The 18,907-nt window shown below is 64.6% G+C and carries 18 protein-coding genes; 6 read left to right on the forward strand and 12 right to left on the reverse strand.

The window, feature by feature from the left end; all coding sequences use genetic code 11:
* Window positions 1-82: 82 nt before the first annotated feature.
* The 3 genes from P6U30_RS21595 (at window position 83) to P6U30_RS21605 (ending at window position 3,727) form a co-directional block, all read left to right on the forward strand.
* The gene (locus tag P6U30_RS21595; RefSeq protein ID WP_407146826.1) at window positions 83-304 is read left to right on the forward strand and encodes an acetyl-CoA carboxylase biotin carboxyl carrier protein subunit; all 222 of its coding nucleotides are present in this window, start codon (window positions 83-85) and stop codon (window positions 302-304) included.
* Between the two features lie 153 nt (window positions 305-457).
* Complete coding sequence (locus P6U30_RS21600) at window positions 458-1,621, forward strand: TAXI family TRAP transporter solute-binding subunit (protein WP_407164938.1); 1,164 nt, start codon at window positions 458-460, stop codon at window positions 1,619-1,621.
* Window positions 1,622-1,672: 51 nt separating this feature from the next.
* Window positions 1,673-3,727 carry a TRAP transporter permease gene (locus P6U30_RS21605; protein WP_407164939.1) on the forward strand — a complete coding sequence of 685 codons (2,055 nt, stop codon included), beginning with the start codon at window positions 1,673-1,675 and terminating at the stop codon, window positions 3,725-3,727.
* A 259-nt stretch (window positions 3,728-3,986) separates the two neighbouring features.
* Here the strand turns inward: P6U30_RS21605 and P6U30_RS21610 are convergent, their stop codons facing one another.
* Window positions 3,987-4,310, reverse strand: coding sequence for a YMGG-like glycine zipper-containing protein (locus P6U30_RS21610; protein ID WP_407164940.1), 324 nt, complete (start codon window positions 4,308-4,310; stop codon window positions 3,987-3,989).
* 632 nt (window positions 4,311-4,942) lie between these two features.
* Here P6U30_RS21610 and P6U30_RS21615 point away from each other — a divergent pair.
* The 3 genes from P6U30_RS21615 to glsA all read left to right on the forward strand — a co-directional run bounded on the left by P6U30_RS21615 (window position 4,943) and on the right by glsA (window position 7,917).
* The gene (locus P6U30_RS21615) at window positions 4,943-5,170 is read left to right on the forward strand and encodes a hypothetical protein (RefSeq protein WP_407164941.1); all 228 of its coding nucleotides are present in this window, start codon (window positions 4,943-4,945) and stop codon (window positions 5,168-5,170) included.
* 213 nt (window positions 5,171-5,383) lie between these two features.
* Window positions 5,384-5,680, forward strand: a complete 297-nt coding sequence (locus P6U30_RS21620) for a hypothetical protein (RefSeq protein WP_407164942.1) — start codon at window positions 5,384-5,386, stop codon at window positions 5,678-5,680.
* A 377-nt stretch (window positions 5,681-6,057) separates the two neighbouring features.
* Complete coding sequence (glsA, locus tag P6U30_RS21625; protein ID WP_407164943.1) at window positions 6,058-7,917, forward strand: glutaminase A; 1,860 nt, start codon at window positions 6,058-6,060, stop codon at window positions 7,915-7,917.
* A gap of 174 nt (window positions 7,918-8,091) precedes the next feature.
* Here the strand turns inward: glsA and P6U30_RS21630 are convergent, their stop codons facing one another.
* The 11 genes from P6U30_RS21630 to denD form a co-directional block, all read right to left on the reverse strand.
* Window positions 8,092-8,619 carry a carboxymuconolactone decarboxylase family protein gene (locus P6U30_RS21630; RefSeq protein WP_407164944.1) on the reverse strand — a complete coding sequence of 176 codons (528 nt, stop codon included), beginning with the start codon at window positions 8,617-8,619 and terminating at the stop codon, window positions 8,092-8,094.
* 417 nt (window positions 8,620-9,036) lie between these two features.
* The gene (locus tag P6U30_RS21635; protein ID WP_407164945.1) at window positions 9,037-9,396 is read right to left on the reverse strand and encodes a Zn-ribbon domain-containing OB-fold protein; all 360 of its coding nucleotides are present in this window, start codon (window positions 9,394-9,396) and stop codon (window positions 9,037-9,039) included.
* Complete coding sequence (locus P6U30_RS21640; protein WP_407164946.1) at window positions 9,393-10,529, reverse strand: thiolase family protein; 1,137 nt, start codon at window positions 10,527-10,529, stop codon at window positions 9,393-9,395. Before P6U30_RS21640 ends, P6U30_RS21635 begins: the two co-directional genes overlap by 4 nt.
* Window positions 10,530-10,691: 162 nt before the next feature.
* Entirely contained in the window at window positions 10,692-11,858 is a 1,167-nt protein-coding gene (locus P6U30_RS21645; RefSeq protein ID WP_407164947.1) for an acyl-CoA dehydrogenase family protein, read from the reverse strand.
* Between the two features lie 11 nt (window positions 11,859-11,869).
* Window positions 11,870-13,072 (reverse strand): CaiB/BaiF CoA transferase family protein, encoded by a 1,203-nt coding sequence (locus tag P6U30_RS21650; RefSeq protein WP_407164948.1) that lies wholly within the window; start codon window positions 13,070-13,072, stop codon window positions 11,870-11,872.
* Window positions 13,073-13,212: 140 nt separating this feature from the next.
* Entirely contained in the window at window positions 13,213-13,413 is a 201-nt protein-coding gene (locus P6U30_RS21655) for a hypothetical protein (RefSeq protein ID WP_407146838.1), read from the reverse strand.
* A 94-nt stretch (window positions 13,414-13,507) separates the two neighbouring features.
* A complete protein-coding gene (locus P6U30_RS21660) occupies window positions 13,508-15,037 on the reverse strand; it encodes a class I adenylate-forming enzyme family protein (protein WP_407164949.1) in 1,530 nt (509 codons plus the stop codon).
* A gap of 16 nt (window positions 15,038-15,053) precedes the next feature.
* Entirely contained in the window at window positions 15,054-16,223 is a 1,170-nt protein-coding gene (locus P6U30_RS21665; protein WP_407164950.1) for an acetyl-CoA acetyltransferase, read from the reverse strand.
* Window positions 16,224-16,266: 43 nt separating this feature from the next.
* A complete protein-coding gene (gene eda, locus P6U30_RS21670) occupies window positions 16,267-16,914 on the reverse strand; it encodes a bifunctional 4-hydroxy-2-oxoglutarate aldolase/2-dehydro-3-deoxy-phosphogluconate aldolase (protein WP_407164951.1) in 648 nt (215 codons plus the stop codon).
* Entirely contained in the window at window positions 16,911-17,867 is a 957-nt protein-coding gene (locus P6U30_RS21675) for a sugar kinase (RefSeq protein ID WP_407164952.1), read from the reverse strand. Before P6U30_RS21675 ends, eda begins: the two co-directional genes overlap by 4 nt.
* Window positions 17,868-17,895: 28 nt before the next feature.
* Window positions 17,896-18,882 (reverse strand): D-erythronate dehydrogenase, encoded by a 987-nt coding sequence (gene denD, locus P6U30_RS21680; RefSeq protein ID WP_407164953.1) that lies wholly within the window; start codon window positions 18,880-18,882, stop codon window positions 17,896-17,898.
* Window positions 18,883-18,907 lie beyond the last annotated feature (25 nt).

Genomic DNA, 18,907 nt, shown 5'->3' on the forward strand with positions numbered 1-18,907 from the left:
CAAGCTACCTCAGGCAATGTGCGGCCACAACAAAAAGCCGTTCGCCGGATGAAATTTCGGCAAGGCGGTATCGGAGAGTGGAATGCCAGACATCAAGATCGTGACCGAAGTCGCCGGGCGCGTTTGCGCGCTTCCTGTTGAGACCGGCAGCAGCGTCGGCGATGGCGACGAGATCGCGTTCGTCGAAGCCATGAAGATGGAAATACCCGTCACCTCGTCAACAGCAGGGAAAATCAAGTCGATTCTGGTCAAGATTGATGACGTGATCGCTGAAGGTCAGGCCGTCGCAATCATCGAGGCCTGAGCGCCGCCGCCCAAAACTCACCCGCGACAATCTGTCTGGTGATGCAATAGCGCAAATCGCCAGCTCGTCGCCTGCCGGCGTTGCCATCGCAGGATCGTGATGCAATCATTTCTCCCGCGAAAAGTTTCGCACAGCGAAACATTGGGAGGAATTATGATTCATCGGCTGATGGCGCTCGCGCCTGCCGCTCTTGCCGGCCTTTCCCTGACGACAGCGCTGCCCGCCTCGGCCGAGGACATCAAGCTGCCGCCGACCATGGCGGTGACGGCCTATGACACCGGCACCGCCGGCTTCAATATTGCGGTCGGTGTCGGCAAGATGCTGAAGGACAAATACGGCACCGACGTTCGGGTGCTTCCGGCCGGCAACGATGTCGCGCGCCTGGCGCCGCTGCGCGCCAAGCGAGCGATCTCCTCGGCGATGGGATCGGGGACCTACTTCGCGCAGGAAGGCGTGTTCGAATTCGGCGCCAAGGAATGGGGCCCGCAGCCGCTGCAATTGCTGCTGTCGTCGGTTGACTGCAATTGTGGCGCGCTCGGCGTGGCCGCCGATGCGGGCGTCAAGGAGATCAAGGATCTCCGCGGCAAGCGCGTCGGCTTCGTGGTCGGCTCGCCGGCCCTGAACCAGAATTCGCTCGCGATGCTTGCCTTTGGCGGCCTCACCAAGGACGACGTCAAGGTCGTCGAATTCGCCAGCTACGGCGCAATGTGGAAGGGCCTCGTCAACAACGACGCCGACGCCGCTTTCGGCACAACGATTACGGGCCCCGCCAAGGAAGCCGAGACATCGCCGCGCGGCCTGGTCTGGCCGCCGCTGCCCGCCAGCGACAAGGAGGGCTGGGCGCGCGTGCACAAGGTCGGCTCGTTCTTCTTCCCGCAGACTGCGACCTGCGGTGCCGGCATCTCGCCCGACAAGCCGATCGAGCTCGGCAACTACCCCTACCCGATCTTCGTCGCCTATGCCTCGCAGCCGGTTGAGCAGGTCTATGCCATCACCAAGGCGATGATCGTGAACTACGACGCCTACAAGGATTCCGCGCCGGGTGCCGCGGGGCTCGGCGCCGATCGTCAGACCAAGAACTGGGTCGTGCCGGTGCATCCTGGCGCCGTGAAGGCGCTCAAGGAGGCCGGTCACTGGAGCGCCGAGCAGGACGCCCACAACAACGCGCTTTACAAGCGCCAGCAAGTGCTGGCCGCGGCCTGGACGGAATACGGCAAGTCCAGCCCGCCCTCCGACGATAAAGCCTTCCTCGACGGCTGGATGAAAGCGCGCGCATCGGCGCTCGCCAAGGCCAACATGCCGAACGGCTTCGAGTAGCGGCCGAAAGCCGCCCACCGCATAAGGCAATCAGGATTCTGGGGGACTGCGATGTCCGATAGCGCTGCGGCTGCGCCCGCGAAGAAGATCGAGTTCGAGGATCCTCATGCCGGCCTTGGCAACCTCCAGGAGGCCGAGGTTACGCGCGTGCGCACACTGCGCGGCGGCTGGCGCTGGACGCTGGTCGTTGCCACCGCCGCCACCATCCTGCTCTGCATCAACCAGCAGTTCTCGCTGCGCTTCTTCATCGACTACACCCAGCTCAACACCGAATATTTCTATCTCCTGATCGCGTTGATGCTTCCCTTCACGTTCCTGATCTTCCCGGGGGCGGACAACGCACCACTGAACCGCATCCCCTGGTACGACGTCGCGCTATCGTTCGTGACGTTTGCCGCCGCGATCTGGCTGATGCTGAACGTGCGCAAGGCCGCGCAGTTCGGCTGGGAATCCGATGGTGCGCCACAGAACGTCATCGTTGCGGGCCTCGTGATGTGGGCCGCGCTGATGGAGGCGCTGCGCCGCACCGGCGGCTGGAGCCTCTTGCTCTGCGTGCTGCCCTTCACCGTCTATCCGCTGTTCGCCGAGGCCAACTGGCTTGGACCCTTCAGAGGCTCGCAGCTCACGCTCGACCAGACCACGGCTTATCACGTGCTGTCGGGCGAAAGCCTGCTCGGCATTCCGATCCAGGCCTTTGCCGACACCGTGATCGGCTTCTTGGTGTTCGGCACGGCGCTGATGATGACCGGAGCCGGAAAGTTCTTCATCAACCTCGCCTTCGCGCTCTGCGGCACCTTCCGCGGCGGCGCGGCCAAGGTCTGCATCTTTGCCTCAGGCCTGCTCGGCATGATGTCGGGCTCGATCGTCTCCAACGTGCTGACCGCCGGCACAATGACCATTCCCGTGATGAAGAAGAGCCGATTCCGCGCCTCCTATGCCGGCGCGATCGAAGCCTGCGCGTCGACCGGCGCGGTGCTAGCGCCGCCGGTGATGGGCGCGACCGCGTTCGTGATCGCGCAATTCCTCAACGTCAGTTACGCCGAGGTCGCGGTCGCCGCCATCATCCCGGCCGTGCTGTACTATGTCGGCCTGTTCATGCAGGTCGACTGCTACGCCGCACGCCATGGGCTGAAGGGTATTCCGCGCGCCGAGCTGCCGCGCGTGATGGATACGATCAAGGACGGCTGGTACTACGTGTTCGTGATCGCGCTGCTGATCGTGATGCTGCTCTACTTCAAGCGCGAGAGCCACGCACCGTTCTACGCGACCGCATTACTGTTGGTGCTGAACCAGATCTTCTCGAAGGACACCCGCTGGACGCTGGCGACCATCACCAAGTTCCTCGAGGTCAACGGCCGCACCTTCGTCGAGCTCGTCGGCATCCTTGCCGGCTGCGGCCTCCTGATCGGCGCGTTCTCGATGACCGGCGTGGTGTCGAGCCTCGCCAACGACCTGCTGACGCTCGCCGGCGACAATGCGCTCCTGCTGCTCGTGATGTGCGCGTTCACCAGCCTGATCCTCGGCCTCGGGCTGACGACGACGGCCTGCTATATCTTCCTCGCGATCCTGGTGGCACCGGCGCTGGAGAAGCTCGGGCTCAACCGGATGGCCGTGCACATGTTCATCTTCTATTGGGGCATGCTGTCGTCGATCACGCCGCCGGTCGCGATCGCTTCGTTCGCCGCCGCCGGCATCGCAGGCTCGCCGGCGATGAAGACCGGATGGGAATCGATGTGGGTCGGCAGCATCATCTACTTCATCCCGTTCTTCTTCGTGCTCAATCCGGCGCTGGTGCTGCAGGGACCGAGCCCCTACCTTGCCGGCCTCGGCTTGATGGCGCTCGCCACCTTCGGCACGCTGTTTATCTGCGGCGGCATCCAAGGCTACCTGGCTTATGTCGGCGATCTCCGCGGCGCAGGCGCCCTGGAGTGGCCAGTGCGCGTGCTGCTGGTGATCGGCGGCTTCGTGGTGGCGACGCCCGGCGGGGGCATCAACCCGCTCTCGCAGGTTCAGGTGACGCTGCTGGGGCTGGCAATCCTCGTGCCCACGACCGCGGTTGCACTCGTGTTGACCCGCCGCCAGGCACCGCTCCTCAACCAGTTATGACGCAATCGGCACCGTTGCCGCGGCTTGCTGAGCAAAGCACGACATAATCGTCTCGAGCGCGCAGTCAAAAGCATGACGGCGGCCGATCAGAGGCCAGCATGTTGTCGAGCCTGTCGCTCAGTGCAATAGAGCCGCTGGGCGCGCGCGGTTTAGGCCAATACAGTCGGCAACCGAGTTACGATTGCGATCTGATTGCCGCCTCGCACGGCGTCAACTTGTTTCGTCAGAGGTCAGGTCGCCGATTTCGGGGCGCTTGGCGTCAGTACTGGCCACGATAATAGCGCTCATCGCACTCGGCGACGTAGATGCTGCCGTCCGGAGCGCGATAGCGGCACATGGTGCGCCCGCCGTACTGTGGCTGCTGCGTAGAATTGGCAACAGCGGCGCCAAGCAAGGCGCCTGCACCGGCGCCGAGAACCGTGCCTGCGGTGTTTCTGCCGATGGCTTGACCAATCAGCGCCCCGCTGGCCGCGCCCAAGCCTGCTCCAACCAGTGTGCGCTGGTCTTGGGGGGTCTGTGCGCAGCCGGCAAGCGAAGTGCCAAGGGCCACCATAGCCACGGCGGCGATCTTTAGAACGTTCATAATGATCCTTTGCGTTGAGCGTACACGAATGGCCCTGGCCAAGCTTTGCAGTTGGATCGGCCGGAAGCGCGCGAGAGCAATTTCGATTCCGACTTGGGCGGGGGAATGGGGCATAGTTAGGTCAACACGAATAGCACCCCGCGCAGAAGTGGCGAAAGTCATGTCGGCACGTTGCTCGGTACGCAGGACTGCACTCGCAAGATGCCGGCACGACACGACGAGGCCCCTCTCTGTGGGCCTTTGTGTATGAGGAAGCAAAAGACGGCCCGGCGCCAAGGGCCTTGGGGTAGTCCTAGGAGTGGCCGGGCCGTCTATGCTGGGTGCCGCGTGTGTGGCACCCAAGCATTACCAATAACCGGTTCGAGCAAGAGGGCGCGGTCTCGGCTGCGGGGCTGGCTGAAGATGATCTGAGCGAGACCGCGTTGACCTCGCGCTGGTGTTGCGAGCGTGGCGAGCCATCGTGGCGACGCTCTGGCTGGACCGTGGCGTGATCATGGTTCACCACAGTTCGTGCCTATCGCGCACGAGATCATCGAGCATTGGAGCCACCTCCGCAGGTCGAAAGTAACTTGTCTCTCCCACGGCTTCGTCATGTTGTCCGAGGCTCGCGCCTTGAGAAGGACGGAGACTTGATGACCGTTGCTAACGACATTCTGCGTGTGGTGATGGCGCAGCCTGGACTGTCTGCGGAAGGCATCGCCGGCAAGCTGTTCGGCGACAAGGCCACGATGCAACGCGTCAATGCAGCATGTCGTAGGCTTGTGGAAGAGCGACGGCTCGTTCGCCGCGGCAGGGGCGGCCCATCCGACCCATTCACCTATCACCTGCCGACGCATCCCAGCATCCTGACACCGACGTGACGCATCTAGCGATGGCTGGCACAAGTGCGCTTATCACTAGTGCAGCCAGCGACCCATGAGCGACGCCGGCAAAATCCGACAATAATCCTGACGCGATAGGCCGATCGGGGCTAACCGGCGGTCCTCACGCCAAATGCGAGCCATCGGCGCTTGGCGAGGAACGGTCGATGTTCGCTCCCGTTACACCGGTTCAACCTCAAGGAGGGAGTTCCGATGTTGAAGATTACTTTGGTCTTGGCGATAGCCGCAGCGGCACTGACCACGATCCCGCTTGCCACTCCAGCCAAGGCTCAAAACGTCAAGATGGCCCAAGGCGTTGATGTCCAGGTCGGACGGGATCGCGAGGATCGTTACTACCGAGACCGTGACCGCTACAATCGCGACACAACCGTTGGCATCGGCCCTGGGGGCGTCACCGTCGGTCCAGGACGGCGCTGCCGGACAGAGAGCGTCACGGTGGACCGTGGCGATGGCCGTAGGATCACGCGCCGGGAGCGCCGCTGCGACTGAGGTCGAGGTCTCTCCGATTGGGTTCACTGCCGAGGTCGTTACCTCGGCGGTCTGTCCCCACGCGTCGTATCGTCGGTCACGCGGCGGCATCACTGACCGTCGTTGCAAAAAAAGCCCCCGGTCATCGCAGGCCGAGGGCCGAAGGACGTCTCTCGTCCGTCAGGCAGGGAGACATGGCACATCTTCTCTGAGAACGCCTCAAGTACAACGGTACTAAGGACGTAGCGGACGAGCCGAAGGCCGCCTCGGCAACCCTTCTATCGTCAAGGACCGTCGATCACCCGAAGGATCGCAGTGATCGCAACGCCAGCTCCCCCGTCATGGGACTGGTTCCGAACCAGTTGCGCGCGCGCTGATTGCGTTGCACAACGGAGGCGATGAAACGATCGCCTCCACCCGTCACCCCCACCACCACGGCCTGGTCCAGCTCGAAGCCGCCGCTGCTGCGGTTTCTGCACACTTGTTACGCAGATTTCCTGCCCGAGACCGGCGGCACCGTCGCCGACTACATTCCCGAGCTTGGCAAGGCCGATCCTGCCCATTTTGGCATCAGCCTCGCGACCCTCGACGGCCACGTCTACGAGGTCGGCGACAGCCGTATCCCCTTCACCATCCAGTCGATGTCGAAGCCGTTCGTGTTCGCGCTGGCGCTGGACACGCTGGGTGCCGAGCGGGTGGAAAGCGTGATCGGCGTCGAACCGTCGGGGGATCCCTTCAACTCGATCCGGCTGAATGCGCAAAACCACCCCTTCAACCCGATGGTCAACGCCGGCGCGATCGCCTGCTCAGGCCTGATCCACGCGGCCAAGGGCGACGGTGCGTTCGCGTATATCCGCGACGCGCTTGGGCGCTTCGCCGGCCGCGAGCTCGATGTGGACGAGGCGGTCTATGCCTCGGAGAGCGCGACCGGCGACCGCAACCGGGCGATCGGCTATCTGCTGCGCACCAATGACGTGATCACCGAGAACGTGCCTGACGTGCTCAACGTCTATTTCCGGCAATGCGCGATCCTCGTCACCGCGCGCGACACCGCGGTGATGGCGGCAACGCTCGCCAATCACGGCGTCAACCCGCTGACCGGCGAGCAGGTGGTGACACCCTACGCGATCTCCCGCACGCTCTCGGTGATGACGTCATCGGGCATGTACGACTATGCGGGCGAATGGATCTACCGCGTCGGCATCCCCGCCAAGAGCGGCGTCGGCGGCGGAATTCTGGCGGCGCTGCCGGCGCGGCTCGGGCTCGGCAGCTATTCGCCGAAGCTCGACAAGCACGGCAACAGCGTGCGCGGCATCAAGATTTGCGAGGCGCTGTCCGCACATTACGACCTGCACATGCTCAATCGCAGCGACGACGCGCGCCACAGCATCATCGCCGATTACAATATCGGCAAGAATCCTTCGCGGCGGGTGCGCCGCCCCCAGGAGCAAGAGATTCTGGCCAGGCACTTCCAGGAGGTGCGCGTGATCGAGCTGGTCGGCACGCTGTCGCTCTCCAATGTCGATTACGTGTCGCGCCGCCTCGCCGGCGGACCGCGTCCACAGTTCGTGATCTTCGACCTTCGCCGCGTCACCGCGACGACGCGTGCCGGCGCGCGGCTGGTGGCGGAAGCCTTCAGGGAGCTGGCCGAGCTCGGCGTCACCGTGGTCCTCTCAGGCATCAAGCGGACGTCGCGGGAGTGGGCGACGATCAGCGAGTGGACCAGCCGGCTCGGCAATATCAGGGATTTCTACCTGCTCGACACCGCGATCGAATGGGCCGAGGACCAGATCGTCTACCGCTACGGCGGCTCGATCGACTTCTTCGAGACCACCGAACTTTCGGAGCAGCCGCTACTCGCCGGACTGAGCGAGCAAGAACTCGCCAGCCTTAATGCGCTCAGCACGATCACGACCTACCAGCCGAACGAGAAGATCGTCGCGGCCGGCGACGAGGCGACCTCGTTGTTCTTCCTGCGCAGCGGCGTCGTCCATGTCACCCTGCCCGACGGCATCAGGCTGGCGACGCTGACCGCCGGCATGGCCTTTGGCGAGATGGCGCTGCTGGAGCCACGACGCTCCGCCGACGTGCTCGCCGACATGTCGGCGACCGCCTATGAGGTGACAATCCGGGACTTCGAGCATTTTCGGCGCGAGCATCCCCATGGCGGTGAGCGGATCATGCGTAACCTCGCGCAGATCCTCGCCGAGCGGCTGATCATCGCGAATGCCAAGGTCGAACTGCTGACGTCGGGCTGAGTCTCCTCCCTCTCCCAGCCCTTGCGGGAAGAGGGTCGGGGTGAGGGGCGGCTTCCGCTAAGTGGCTCGGAATGGAGTTCGCGGAGACTCCCCCCTCAACCGGGCCGCATTCCGCTTCGCTGCATGCGCTCCGGCCTCTCCCCGCAAGCGGGGCGAGGCAAAGGAGGCATCAGCCTAGCTCACCACTTCCGTCACCGGCTGCATGTCGATCTCGAAGGTCTCCAGGAACTTCGAGGTCATGATGTAGAACCCGACCGAAAGCTGCAGCTCGATCAGCGCGCCCAGTGTCAGCTTCGAGGCGATCGCCCTGAAGGTCGCGTCCGTCGGCTTCTTGAGCTTGACGATCTCGTCGGTGAAGGCGAGCGCCGCGCGCTGCACGTCGTTGAAGCAGGTCGCGGCCTGCCAGTTCTCCAGCGCCGCGTTCTGCTCGTCGGTGACACCGACATTCTTGCCGATCCGCTTGTGCGCAACGATCTCGTAGGGGGCTTCGCAGAGAATGCCGGTGCGGGTGATCGCAAGCTCGCGCACGACGGGATCGAGTTCGCCCTTGTGACGGATCGCGCCGCCGAGCCGGCAATACTGTTCGAAATAGCTCGGCGAATGCGCCATCATGCGAAAGATGTTGGCGTTGCGGTTCTTGTCCAGGATCTCGCGGGTCCGCGGGCTTGCCTGTGCGGGATCGGAGTAATCGATACGGGCCATTTCCTAACCTTGATCGTGTTGCCGTTTCTGTCGGTTCCAAAACACTATCTGCCGGCCGTCGCGCGAGCAACACGCCCGAGCCAAATTGCCGCCGCAATGCTAATCAACCTTCACGCGGTCGATATTCGCTGAGTGGGGACTCGTCAAAGCGAATACTCGTCGCGGGGTGTTCCGAGTACAAAATCTGACCGTCGAGCGCTTGCAGCGCAACGATGAGTCATGCCCGGGTCTAGGGAGAACGCATGAAGGAAGCCACCAAGAGGGCGGCCTCGGAGGCGCTTGCGCAAGTGCTGGCGGTGACGGCGATGCTCGTCATCGCCAGCGTCATTTTCTACTGGCGATAGTACCCGTGACTTGGAGGGGCGAAGGCGAATGGTCAGGCTGGGTATCGCGTCCTGATTGGTTCGCCCTCGCCCCTCACCTTGCCTTCTCGAAATACGGAACCAGCCGTCCCGCGAATTGCGTGAAGCGGGCGGTGACCTTGTCGCCAATGGCAAGGGCATTGTCACCGTGAGCCATCATGCGGAATCCCTCATCGGTATCGACCAGCACGATGTTGTAGGGCACATGCGCCCGCGTCTCCGGCGTGGCGGCGCGGCAGACCAGCGAGGTCGCATACACCGTCCCTACCCCGCTGGCGCGACGCTCGGTCACATCAGGCGAGCCACAGGCCCCGCAGAAGCTGCGGCGGAAATATTGCCGGGCACCGCACGCGTTGCAGGTTTGATAGACGATGGCTTCCGCGCCCTTGGTCCAATCAATGATCTGCCCGCTCATCGTACGCGCTCCAGGAACATGCTGACATGCGAGGACAGCACGCCGCCATCGCCATGCAGCAGCGCGATCGAGGCATCGCGAACCTGACGATTGCCGGCGCGGCCGGTCATCTGCAGATGGGTCTCGACCAGATGGGCCATCGCACCGCCGACGCCGCAATGGCCGTAGCTGAGCAGACCGCCATGAGTGTTGAGCGGCATCTCGCCGTTCTGATCGAAATATCCGGCTCGAACCCGGGCCGCCGCTTCGCCGCGCTTCGCGAGTCCCAAATCCTCCAGCAGCATCGCAAGCGTGATGGTGAAGCTGTCATAGACCGCGGCATAGCGGACATCCGCAATCCCGAGGCCTGCTGCCTGCTTCGCCTTCGCGATCGAAATCTCCGCGCCGAGTTCGCTCAATGCGGGCGCGGCCGTGACGTGTTGATGGGTGTGGGCCTGCGCGCAACCGCGGACCCGCACCTGCCTGTCGCTGGTCGCTTCGCGGCTGATCACGAACGCCGCGCCGCCGTCGGACACCGGGCAGCAATCCAGCAGCTTGAGCGGCATCGCCACCGGCTTCGAGGCCATCACGTCGGCAACCGTGATCGGCTCGTGAAACTGCGCACCGGGATGCATCAGCGCATGCTTGCGCATCAGCACCGCGAACTCGGCGAGGTCCTCCTGCGTCACGCCGTACTCATGCATGTAGCGCGTCGCCACCAGGCCGTAATAGGCCGGGATCGTCGGCCCCAGCGTCACCTCGTAATCGGGATGGCCGACCTGGGCCAACGCCTGGATCGAGGCGTCGCGGCTCTGCCCGGTCAGCCGGTTCTCGCCGCCGACCACCAGCACGTGCTTGGCGACACCGGCATCGACCAGATGATGCGCCAGCATGGTCATCGCAAGGCCGGTTGCGCCGCCGACCTGCACCGCGTGAGCATAGGACGGGCGAATGCCGAAATGCTCGGCGAACACGGTCGCCAGCATAATGTGCGGTGAGACCGTCGAATAGCCGCACAGGATGCCGTCGATGTCGGAGCGCTTCAGCCCTGCATCAGCGATCGCGAGCTCGGCTGCCTTGCTCATCAGGTCGAGCGAGGACGAGCCCTCGTGCTTGCCGTAGGACGTGAGGCCGACGCCGGTGATGAAGCTCATCTCTTCACCTCCCCTTGCACAGCGGAGGTCGGCTTGCGCAGCAAGCCGGGTGGGGATCTGTCTCCGCCCCATCTGCTCTCACCCGCGGCTGACCCCCACCCTGCCCTCCCTCTTTCAGGGGGAAGGAGAAGACAGCGGCGCGCCTCCCCGAGCCCATTCTCATCAATACGACTTCGGCAGGCCAAGCACCTTCTCCCCGATGAAGCTGAGGATCAGTTGCGGGCTGATCGGCGCGATGCGCGGGATCAAGGATTCCCGCAGATAGCGCTCGACGTGATATTCCTTGGCGTAGCCGAAGCCGCCGTGAGTCATCACTGCCTGCTCGCAGGCGTGGAAGCCGGCCTCGGCCGCGAGATATTTGGCGGAGTTCGCGGCGGGACCGCAGGGCAGGTTCTGGTCATACTGCCAGCCGGCGCGCAGCACCATCAGCCAGGCGGCCTCGAGCTCCATCCAGCACTTCGCCAGCGGATGCTGGATCGCCTGGTTCATGCCGATCGGACGATTGAACACGATACGGCCCTTGGCGTATTCCGACGCCCGCTTCAGCGCAATCTGGCCGAGGCCGACGGCTTCGGCCGCGATCAGGATGCGCTCGGGGTTCATGCCGTGCAGGATGTATTCGAAACCGCGGCCCTCCTCGCCGATGCGGTCCTCGACTGGGATCTCGAAATTCTCGAAGAACAATTCGTTGGAGTCGACGGGCTTGCGGCCCATCTTCTCGATCTCGTGCACGGTGACGCGCTTGCGATCGAAGTCGGTGTAGAACAGGCTGAGACCGTGGGTCGGGCTACGCACCTCCTCGAGTGGCGTGGTGCGGGCGAGCAGCAGGATCTTGTTGGCGACCTGCGCGGTCGAGATCCATACCTTCTGGCCATTGACGATGTACTTGTCGCCCTGGCGCACCGCGCGGGTCTTGAGCTGGGTGGTATTGAGGCCGGTGTTCGGCTCAGTGACGGCGAAGCAGGATTTGTCGCGGCCGTCGATGATCGGCGGCAGCATGCGCTGGCACTGCTCCTTGGTGCCGAACACCACCACGGGATTGAGTCCGAACACGTTCATGTGCACGGCGGAGGCGCCGGACATGCCGGCGCCCGACTCCGAGATCGTGCGCATCATGATCGCGGCGTCGGTGATGCCGAGACCGGAGCCGCCATATTCCTCGGGGATGCAGATGCCGAGCCAGCCGGCATCGGCCAGCGCGCGATGGAAGTCGGCCGGATAGCCGCCCTCCTTGTCCTTCTTCAACCAGTAGGCATCGTCGAAGCGCGAGCAGATCTTCCCGATGGCATCGCGGATCGATTCCTGGTTGGCCGAGAGTGCGAAATCCATGGGTGCTGTCCTTAAATGTTGTTCGCAAGCTTGGTGACGCCGTCGCGCACCATCGCGGCGATCTCGTCAGTGGAGTAGCCCATCTCCCGCAGGATCTCCTCGCCGTGCTGGCCGAGCCGTGGTGCCAGGCGTTGCGGCTCTGCCTTGGTCTCCGACCAGCGCGCCGACACCTTCATGCTGCGGATGCGCCCTTCGGTCGGATGCTCCGCAACCGGGAACATGCCGGTCGCGACCATATGCGGATCCTGCAACAGGCTCTCGAGGTCATGCATCGGCATGACCGGCACGTCGGCCTGCTCGAGAATCTCGTTCCACTCGGCGGTGGTCTTGGTCAGCAGGATACGCGCGAGCTCAGCATAGACCGTATCGATATTGGTGGCACGGCCGGCGAAGGTCGCGAACTTCGGATTGCTGCGCAGGTCGTCGCGCCCGGTCGCCTTGAAGAAATTCTCCCACTGCTTGTCGTTATAGACGATCACGCAGATGTAGCCGTCGGACGTCTTGTACGGCCGCCGGTCCGGCGAAAGGTGGCGCGCATAGCCACCCTTGTCGAGCGGTGGATCGTAGGTCAGCCCGCCCATGTGATCACCCATGACGAAACCGGCCATGGTCTCGAACATCGGAATGTCGACGCGCTGGCCCAGCCCGGTCCGGTCGCGATGCACAAGGCTCGCACAGATCGCGCCGACCGCGGTGAGACCGACGATGCGATCGACCAGCGCATTCGGCACGTAGCGCGGTACGCCGTCGGACGTCTGCGCCATCAGCGCCGGCAACGCGGTGGCGCCCTGAATCAGATCGTCATAGGCCGGCTTGGCGGCATACGGTCCTTCCTGGCCGAAGCCGAACACGCCGGCATAGACCAGCCGCGGATTGACCTTCGCCACCACGTCGTAGCCGAGTTGCAGCCGGGCCATCGCCTGCGGGCGCACATTGTAGACGAGCACGTCGGCCTTCGCGATCAGCCGCAGCACCGCCTCGCGCCCGGCCGGCTTCTTCAGATCGAGGCAGATCGAGCGCTTGCTTCGGTTGGTATTGAGGAACACCGGCCCCATGCCGGGATGTCGCGTCGGACCGATCTGCCGCGTCACGTCGCCGTCGGGCGATTCCACCTTGATAACGTCGGCACCGTAATCGCCGAGCATCTGGGTGGCATAGGGGCCCATCAACACGGTCGTCATGTCGACGACCTTGATGCCCTGCAGTGGTCCCATCGTTCCGTTCACTCCCGGCTGTTCTGGATTGAAACCTAGTAACGGGAGGTTTTTGCCAAGATCAAGCTGCGCCGGGCGTATGGGCGTATGCGTGCCGGCGCCAGCCGCGCCGGCCGGAGCAGACAGGCGGAGATGCCGGACTATTTGTCGATCATCGCATCGCGTGCCTTCACGAGCTTCTCCAGCTCCGCATTCTGCTGCTCGATCCGCTCGGAAATGCGCTCCTCGACTTCGGCGCCTGCCGCACCGGCGGCCTGCTCGATCAGTTGCCTGATATTGTCCCGGAGGATCGCGATGCGGTCGTTCAGTTCCGAAAGCGACAGAGAGGTTTCAATTCCCATGGCAGGTACTCCGGATGACAGGCGCTCATGAGGTTAGCGCGACCGGGCGCAGCCGCCTATAGCCATCGCAAATGTCCGCGGCAGGCAGACCGGCCTACTTTGCCATCATATCCCGCAGCGCGGTCTTCAGCACCTTGCCGTAGTTGTTCTTCGGCAGCGCATCGAGATAGACGTAGCGCTTCGGGCGCTTGAACCGCGCGATCGAGGCGAGGCAATGCGCGTCGAGCTTGCGGTCGTCAGCCGCGGCGCCGTGCTGTAGTACGACGCAGGCGACGACGATCTCACCCCATTCCGGATCCGGCACACCGATAGCCGAGACCTCGCGGACATCGGGATGGGTCAGCAAGGCTTCCTCGACCTCGCGCGGATAGATGTTGGTGCCGCCGGAGATGATCACGTCCTTGGAACGATCCGACAGCGTGAGGAAGCCGTCGGCGTCGAGGCGGCCGACGTCGCCGGTCCGCAGCCAGCCGTCCTTCAGGGTTTCCGCATTGGCCTTCGGATTGTTCCAGTAGCCGAGCATTACGGTTGAGCCCTTGACCTCGATCTCGCCGGTCTCGCCGGCGGGCAAAGGCTTGCCCTCCTTGTCCGTGATGCGCACGGTGACGAGGCTCTGCGCGGTGCCGACCGAGGCCAGCCGTTCGAGATAGCGCGGATGATCGCTGCGCCGGTGCCAGTCGCGCGACAGCGCGGTGATGGTCATCGGCGATTCACCCTGACCGTAGATCTGCACGAAGCGCTGGCCCATGGTCGCCATCGCGTCCCTGATGTCGGCGAGATACATCGGCCCGCCGCCATAAATGATGGTGCGCAGCCCCTCGCCGTTCTCGCCGCGCCGCTTCGCGGCATCGACCAGGCGGCGCACCATGGTGGGCGCCGCGAACATGACGACATTGTCGAGCTGACGGCCGAGGTTGAGCACTTCGTCCGGATCGAAGCCGCCGGATTGCGGAACAACGTGCCGGCCGCCCATCCGCACATGCGGGAAATTGTAGAGGCCGGCGCCGTGCGAGATCGGCGCGGCATAGAGCGAGGCATCGTTCGGCGTTGCCGCATCGACATCGGCGAGATAGCACAGCGACATCGCAACGAGGTTGCCGTGGCTCAGCATCACGCCCTTGGGCCGGCCGGTGGTGCCCGAGGTGTAGAACAGCCAGGCGAGATCGTCGGTCTCGCGCGGCAGCGGGGTGGGCGCGCCCTCGCCGCTGCGCATGGCGCGGTAGGTGTCGCTGTCGACGGAGAGCATGGTCATGCCCGCGGGACAATCGTCCTTGGCCTCGGTCAGTGCGGCGATCGTGTCGTCGGACACGAAGGCGAGCTTGGCGCCGCCATTGCCACAGATCCACGCCGCCTCGCGGCCGTGCAGCTTGGCATTGATCGGGATCGCGGCCGCGCCGATCCACCAGATGCCGTAAAGGCATTCGAGATATTGCGTGCAATTGCTGGCAAACAGCGCGACGCGGTCGCCGGCGGTGATGCCGTGATCACGCGCCAGCGCTGCCCCGATCGAGGCGGCGCGACGCGCAAAGGTCCCGTAGTCGGCGTCGAGGTCGAAGCCGGTCAGCAGCGCCGGCGCGTCGGGACGTGCCCGCGCCGTCGCTGCCAGCCATTCGGCAATGTTCATCGCCGAAGGCCCGCGATTACTTCGCCGGCTCGAGGATCGAGACGTAATTGGCGACCGCGGCACCGCCCATGTTGAAGATGCCGCCGAGCTGGGCGTTCTTGAGCTGCATGCCCTCTGGCGCCTGCCCGGTGAGCTGCATCGCGGTCATGACGTGCATCGAGACGCCGGTCGCGCCGATCGGGTGGCCCTTGGCCTTGAGCCCGCCGGACGGGTTGACGGGCAGCTTGCCGTCCTTCTGGGTCCAGCCTTCCTTGATGGCGCGCGCGCCCTGCCCCTTCGGCGCCAGGCCCATCGCCTCATATTCGATCAACTCCGCGACCGTGAAGCAGTCGTGGGTCTCGACAAAGGAGAGATCGGAGAGCTGCAGGCCGCCCTTCTGCAGCGCGCGCTGCCAGGCCACGGTGCAGCCTTCGAACTGCAGGATGTCGCGCTTGGACATCGGCAGAAAATCCTGGGCGTGCGCGGTGGCGCGGATGTTCACCGCCTTGCCCATCTTCTTCGCGGTCTCGGCGTCGGTCAGCACCAGCGCCGCGGCGCCATCCGACACCAGCGAGCAGTCGGTCCGCTTCAAGGGACCGGCGACATAGGGGTTCTTCTCGCTCTCGGAGCGGCAGAACTCGAAGCCGAAATCCTTGCGCATCTGCGCATAGGGATTGGCGACGCCGTTCTTGTGGTTCTTGGCGGCGATCATTGCCAACGCGTCCGACTGGTCGCCGTACTTCTGGAAATAGGCCTGCGCGATCTTGCCGAACACGCCGGCGAAGCCGCCGACGGTGTCGCCGTCCTCAGGCAGGTAGGATGCCTTCAAGAGGTTCTTGCCGATCTCCGGGCCCGGCGTTCGCGTCATCTGCTCGACGCCGACCACCAGCACGATCTTCGCCGCGCCAGCTTCGATGGCGCGAATGCCCTGGTGCACGGCGGCGGATCCCGTGGCGCAGGCGTTCTCGACCCGAGTAGTCGGCTTGAAGCGCAGCGCGGGATCAGCCTGCAGCACCAGCGAGGCCGTGAAGTCCTGCGGGGAGAAGCCGGCGTTGAAATGGCCGAGCATGATCTCGTCGACGTCGGAGGCGGAAATGCCGGCGTCAGCGAGCGCGTCGTTGGCGACCTTCACGACGAGTCCTTCGACGGTCTCCGCGTCGAACTTTCCGAATGGCGTGTGGGCCCAACCCACGATGCTGGCTGTCATGGCCGATCTCCCTGTTCCTGTTCGAAATTCATGTAACCTATCTTCAGGCCGCTTTCAGCGATTTCATCGTCTGCGCACACATGGCGGTTATGCCGGACCAGTTGCGGGCGCGGATGTCCGAGGCCGGGCACAGCCAGGAGCCGCCGACGGCCAGCACGTTCGGCTCGGCGAGCCACGTCGCCGCATTGGCCTCGCCGATCCCGCCGGTCGGGCACACCCTGACATTCGGGAACGGGCCGGCCAGCGCCCGCAGTGCCTTGATACCGCCAGCCTGCTCGGCCGGGAAGAATTTGACCACGTCAAAGCCATGCGCAAGAGCTTGCATCAGCTCGGATGCCGTGGCGATCCCCGGCGCGAAGGGCAACCGGCTGGCGGAGGCGGCCTTGAGCAATTCGGGCGTCGCGCCCGGGCTGATGCCGAACCTGGCGCCGAGCGCCTCCGCGCGTGCCAGGTCGTCGCCATTGAGGATCGTGCCGATGCCGACAATCGCCTCAGGCACGTCGGCGATGATCGCCTTGGCCGCCTCGACCGCGACCGCCGTGCGCAGCGTCACCTCGAGCGTCCGTACCCCGCCGGCGACCAGCGCCTTCGCAAGCGGCACCGCATCCTGCAGCCGCTCGATGGTCAGCACCGGGATCACAGTGGCTTGCCGGATCAGCTCCGCGGTCTGGTGCTGCTTTGATGTCGTCATGAGGAGGCCTTGCGGGATGTTGAGGGCCGTGGCGCCCGCTTGGGCGGCATGGCGTAGCGTGGAATGATCGCGCCGGGATAGCACACCACGACGCCGGCAAGACGATGGCCCGCGCGGGCCGCATCCTCCGGTCCGGCACCGCTGAGACGCGCCGCGAGATAGGCGGCGGCAAAGCTGTCACCAGCCGCGGTGGTGTCGACTGCAGGCTTGATCAGTGGCTCCGCCCTCACCTCGCCCGATCCACCGGCGAAACGCAGGATGCAGGCCGGCTCCGCGAGCTTGAGCACCACCTCCGGGCTCGATATGCCGGCAAGCAGCGCTGCGGCGCTCTCGCCCGGATAAAGTGGCGCCAGATCTTCGGTCGATGCGAGCACGATATCCGCGCCCTCGAAGGCAGCACTGAACGCCTTGCGCGCGACGTTGAGATCAGGCCAGCCGCGGGCCCGGAAATTGGTGTCGAACGCAAACCGCGTGCCCAGCAGCCGTGCTCGCTTCAGCCCCGTCATCAGCCGTTCCCGGCCGGCCTCTTGCAGGATCGAGAGCGTGATCGCCGAGAGATAGACCACGTCATAGCTCGCGAGCGAATTCAGGATGTCTTCTGTCTCGGGCAGGTCCATCAGGCTGCGCGCGGCCGCACTGTCGCGCCAATGGAAGAAGCGCCGCTCGCCCTTGTCGTCGGTCTGGATCAGATACAGTCCCGGCAATTTGCCAGGCAGCCGTGCGACACGCTTGGTGCCGATACCCTCCGCAGTCCAGCCCGCGATCATCTCCTCGCTCAGCGCGTCGTCGCCGAGCGCCGTGATGTAGTCGACGTCGACGCCGAGCCGGGACAGATAGACGGCGGTGTTGAGCGTGTCACCGCCGTAGCCGCGCGCGTACAGGCCGCTGCTCGGACCAGCCGTGGCCTGACGCAGCTCGATCATGCATTCGCCGATGCAGGCAACCCGGGTCATCTCGGAAGCCGCTCGTGTGAACAACGCCTTAGGCGGCAAATTTGCCGCCAAGCTCGTCCTCGATGTGGATGCGAATGATGTCGTCGAAGGTCTTCTCGGCCGTGGTGAAGCCGAGCTTGAGCGCGCGCTCCGTGGCGAAATCGCGTGGCCATCCCGAGACGATGCTGATGATGGTCGGATCGGGCACCCGCCTGATGCGCGCGGTGACATTCTTGCCGGCGACACGCTCCAGCGCCGCGATCTGCTCGCCGACGGTGGCTGATAGCCCGGGCATGCTGAGATTGCGCCGCGGGCCGATCGCGCTGAGGTCCATGGTGCCGGCATGGATCAGGAAGCCGACCGCCGATTTCGGCGAGGCGTGCCAATGCCGCACGTCCTCGGAGACCGGCAGGATCGCCTCCTCTCCCGCGAGCGGCTCGCGGATGATGTTGGAGAAGAAGCCGGACGCCGCCTTGTTCGGCCTACCCGGCCGCACGCAAATCGTCGGCAGGCGGATCGAGATGCCGTCGAGCAGGCCCTTGCGGGTGTAATCATTGATCAGGAGTTCGCAGATCGACTTCTGCGTGCCATAGCTCGTCAGCGGCGTGTGGAAGAATTCGTCGCCGATCTTCTCAGGGAACGGCGCGCCGAACACCGCGATCGAGGACGTGAACACCAGCCGCGGCTTGTAGTCGCCTCCCACGGCGCGGATCGCATCGATCAGATGGCGGGTGCCATCGAGATTGATCCGGTAGCCCTTGTCGAATTCGGCCTCTGCCTCGCCCGACACGATCGCGGCGAGATGGAAGATCACCTCGGGCCGCTCGGCAATCAGCGGCGCTGCGGCGCCGGCATCGGCAAAATCGGAGGCGACGACGTTGACCGGAATCTGCGCGTTCGCCGGCTTGGCCGGCGCCACCACGTCCTGCAGTGTCATTTTGGTGATGTCTTGCTTGCCGAGGCGGCCTTCGCGCAGCAGGCGTTCCGTCAATTTGCGGCCGACCATGCCGGCGGCGCCGAGGATCAGAATATGCAAGACCCAACTCCTGTTGACCTGTCCC

This window comes from Bradyrhizobium sp. ORS 111 (assembly GCF_045571485.1).
Taxonomy (GTDB): domain Bacteria; phylum Pseudomonadota; class Alphaproteobacteria; order Rhizobiales; family Xanthobacteraceae; genus Bradyrhizobium.

Bases quoted from the DNA above. Each gene is read 5' to 3' on its own strand.
- P6U30_RS21640 (WP_407164946.1), bottom strand. From the start codon at position 10,529: ATGAGCTTCATCACCGGCGTCGGCCTCACGTCCTACGGCAAGCACGAG.
- P6U30_RS21595 (WP_407146826.1), top strand. From the start codon at position 83: ATGCCAGACATCAAGATCGTGACCGAAGTCGCCGGGCGCGTTTGCGCG.
- P6U30_RS21630 (WP_407164944.1), bottom strand. From the start codon at position 8,619: ATGGCCCGTATCGATTACTCCGATCCCGCACAGGCAAGCCCGCGGACC.
- P6U30_RS21610 (WP_407164940.1), bottom strand. From the start codon at position 4,310: ATGAACGTTCTAAAGATCGCCGCCGTGGCTATGGTGGCCCTTGGCACT.
- P6U30_RS21665 (WP_407164950.1), bottom strand. From the start codon at position 16,223: ATGACAGCCAGCATCGTGGGTTGGGCCCACACGCCATTCGGAAAGTTC.
- P6U30_RS21650 (WP_407164948.1), bottom strand. From the start codon at position 13,072: ATGGGACCACTGCAGGGCATCAAGGTCGTCGACATGACGACCGTGTTG.
- P6U30_RS21660 (WP_407164949.1), bottom strand. From the start codon at position 15,037: ATGAACATTGCCGAATGGCTGGCAGCGACGGCGCGGGCACGTCCCGAC.
- P6U30_RS21600 (WP_407164938.1), top strand. From the start codon at position 458: ATGATTCATCGGCTGATGGCGCTCGCGCCTGCCGCTCTTGCCGGCCTT.
- P6U30_RS21655 (WP_407146838.1), bottom strand. From the start codon at position 13,413: ATGGGAATTGAAACCTCTCTGTCGCTTTCGGAACTGAACGACCGCATC.
- P6U30_RS21635 (WP_407164945.1), bottom strand. From the start codon at position 9,396: ATGAGCGGGCAGATCATTGATTGGACCAAGGGCGCGGAAGCCATCGTC.
- P6U30_RS21645 (WP_407164947.1), bottom strand. From the start codon at position 11,858: ATGGATTTCGCACTCTCGGCCAACCAGGAATCGATCCGCGATGCCATC.
- eda (WP_407164951.1), bottom strand. From the start codon at position 16,914: ATGACGACATCAAAGCAGCACCAGACCGCGGAGCTGATCCGGCAAGCC.
- glsA (WP_407164943.1), top strand. From the start codon at position 6,058: ATGAAACGATCGCCTCCACCCGTCACCCCCACCACCACGGCCTGGTCC.
- P6U30_RS21620 (WP_407164942.1), top strand. From the start codon at position 5,384: ATGTTGAAGATTACTTTGGTCTTGGCGATAGCCGCAGCGGCACTGACC.
- P6U30_RS21615 (WP_407164941.1), top strand. From the start codon at position 4,943: ATGACCGTTGCTAACGACATTCTGCGTGTGGTGATGGCGCAGCCTGGA.
- P6U30_RS21605 (WP_407164939.1), top strand. From the start codon at position 1,673: ATGTCCGATAGCGCTGCGGCTGCGCCCGCGAAGAAGATCGAGTTCGAG.
- P6U30_RS21675 (WP_407164952.1), bottom strand. From the start codon at position 17,867: ATGACCCGGGTTGCCTGCATCGGCGAATGCATGATCGAGCTGCGTCAG.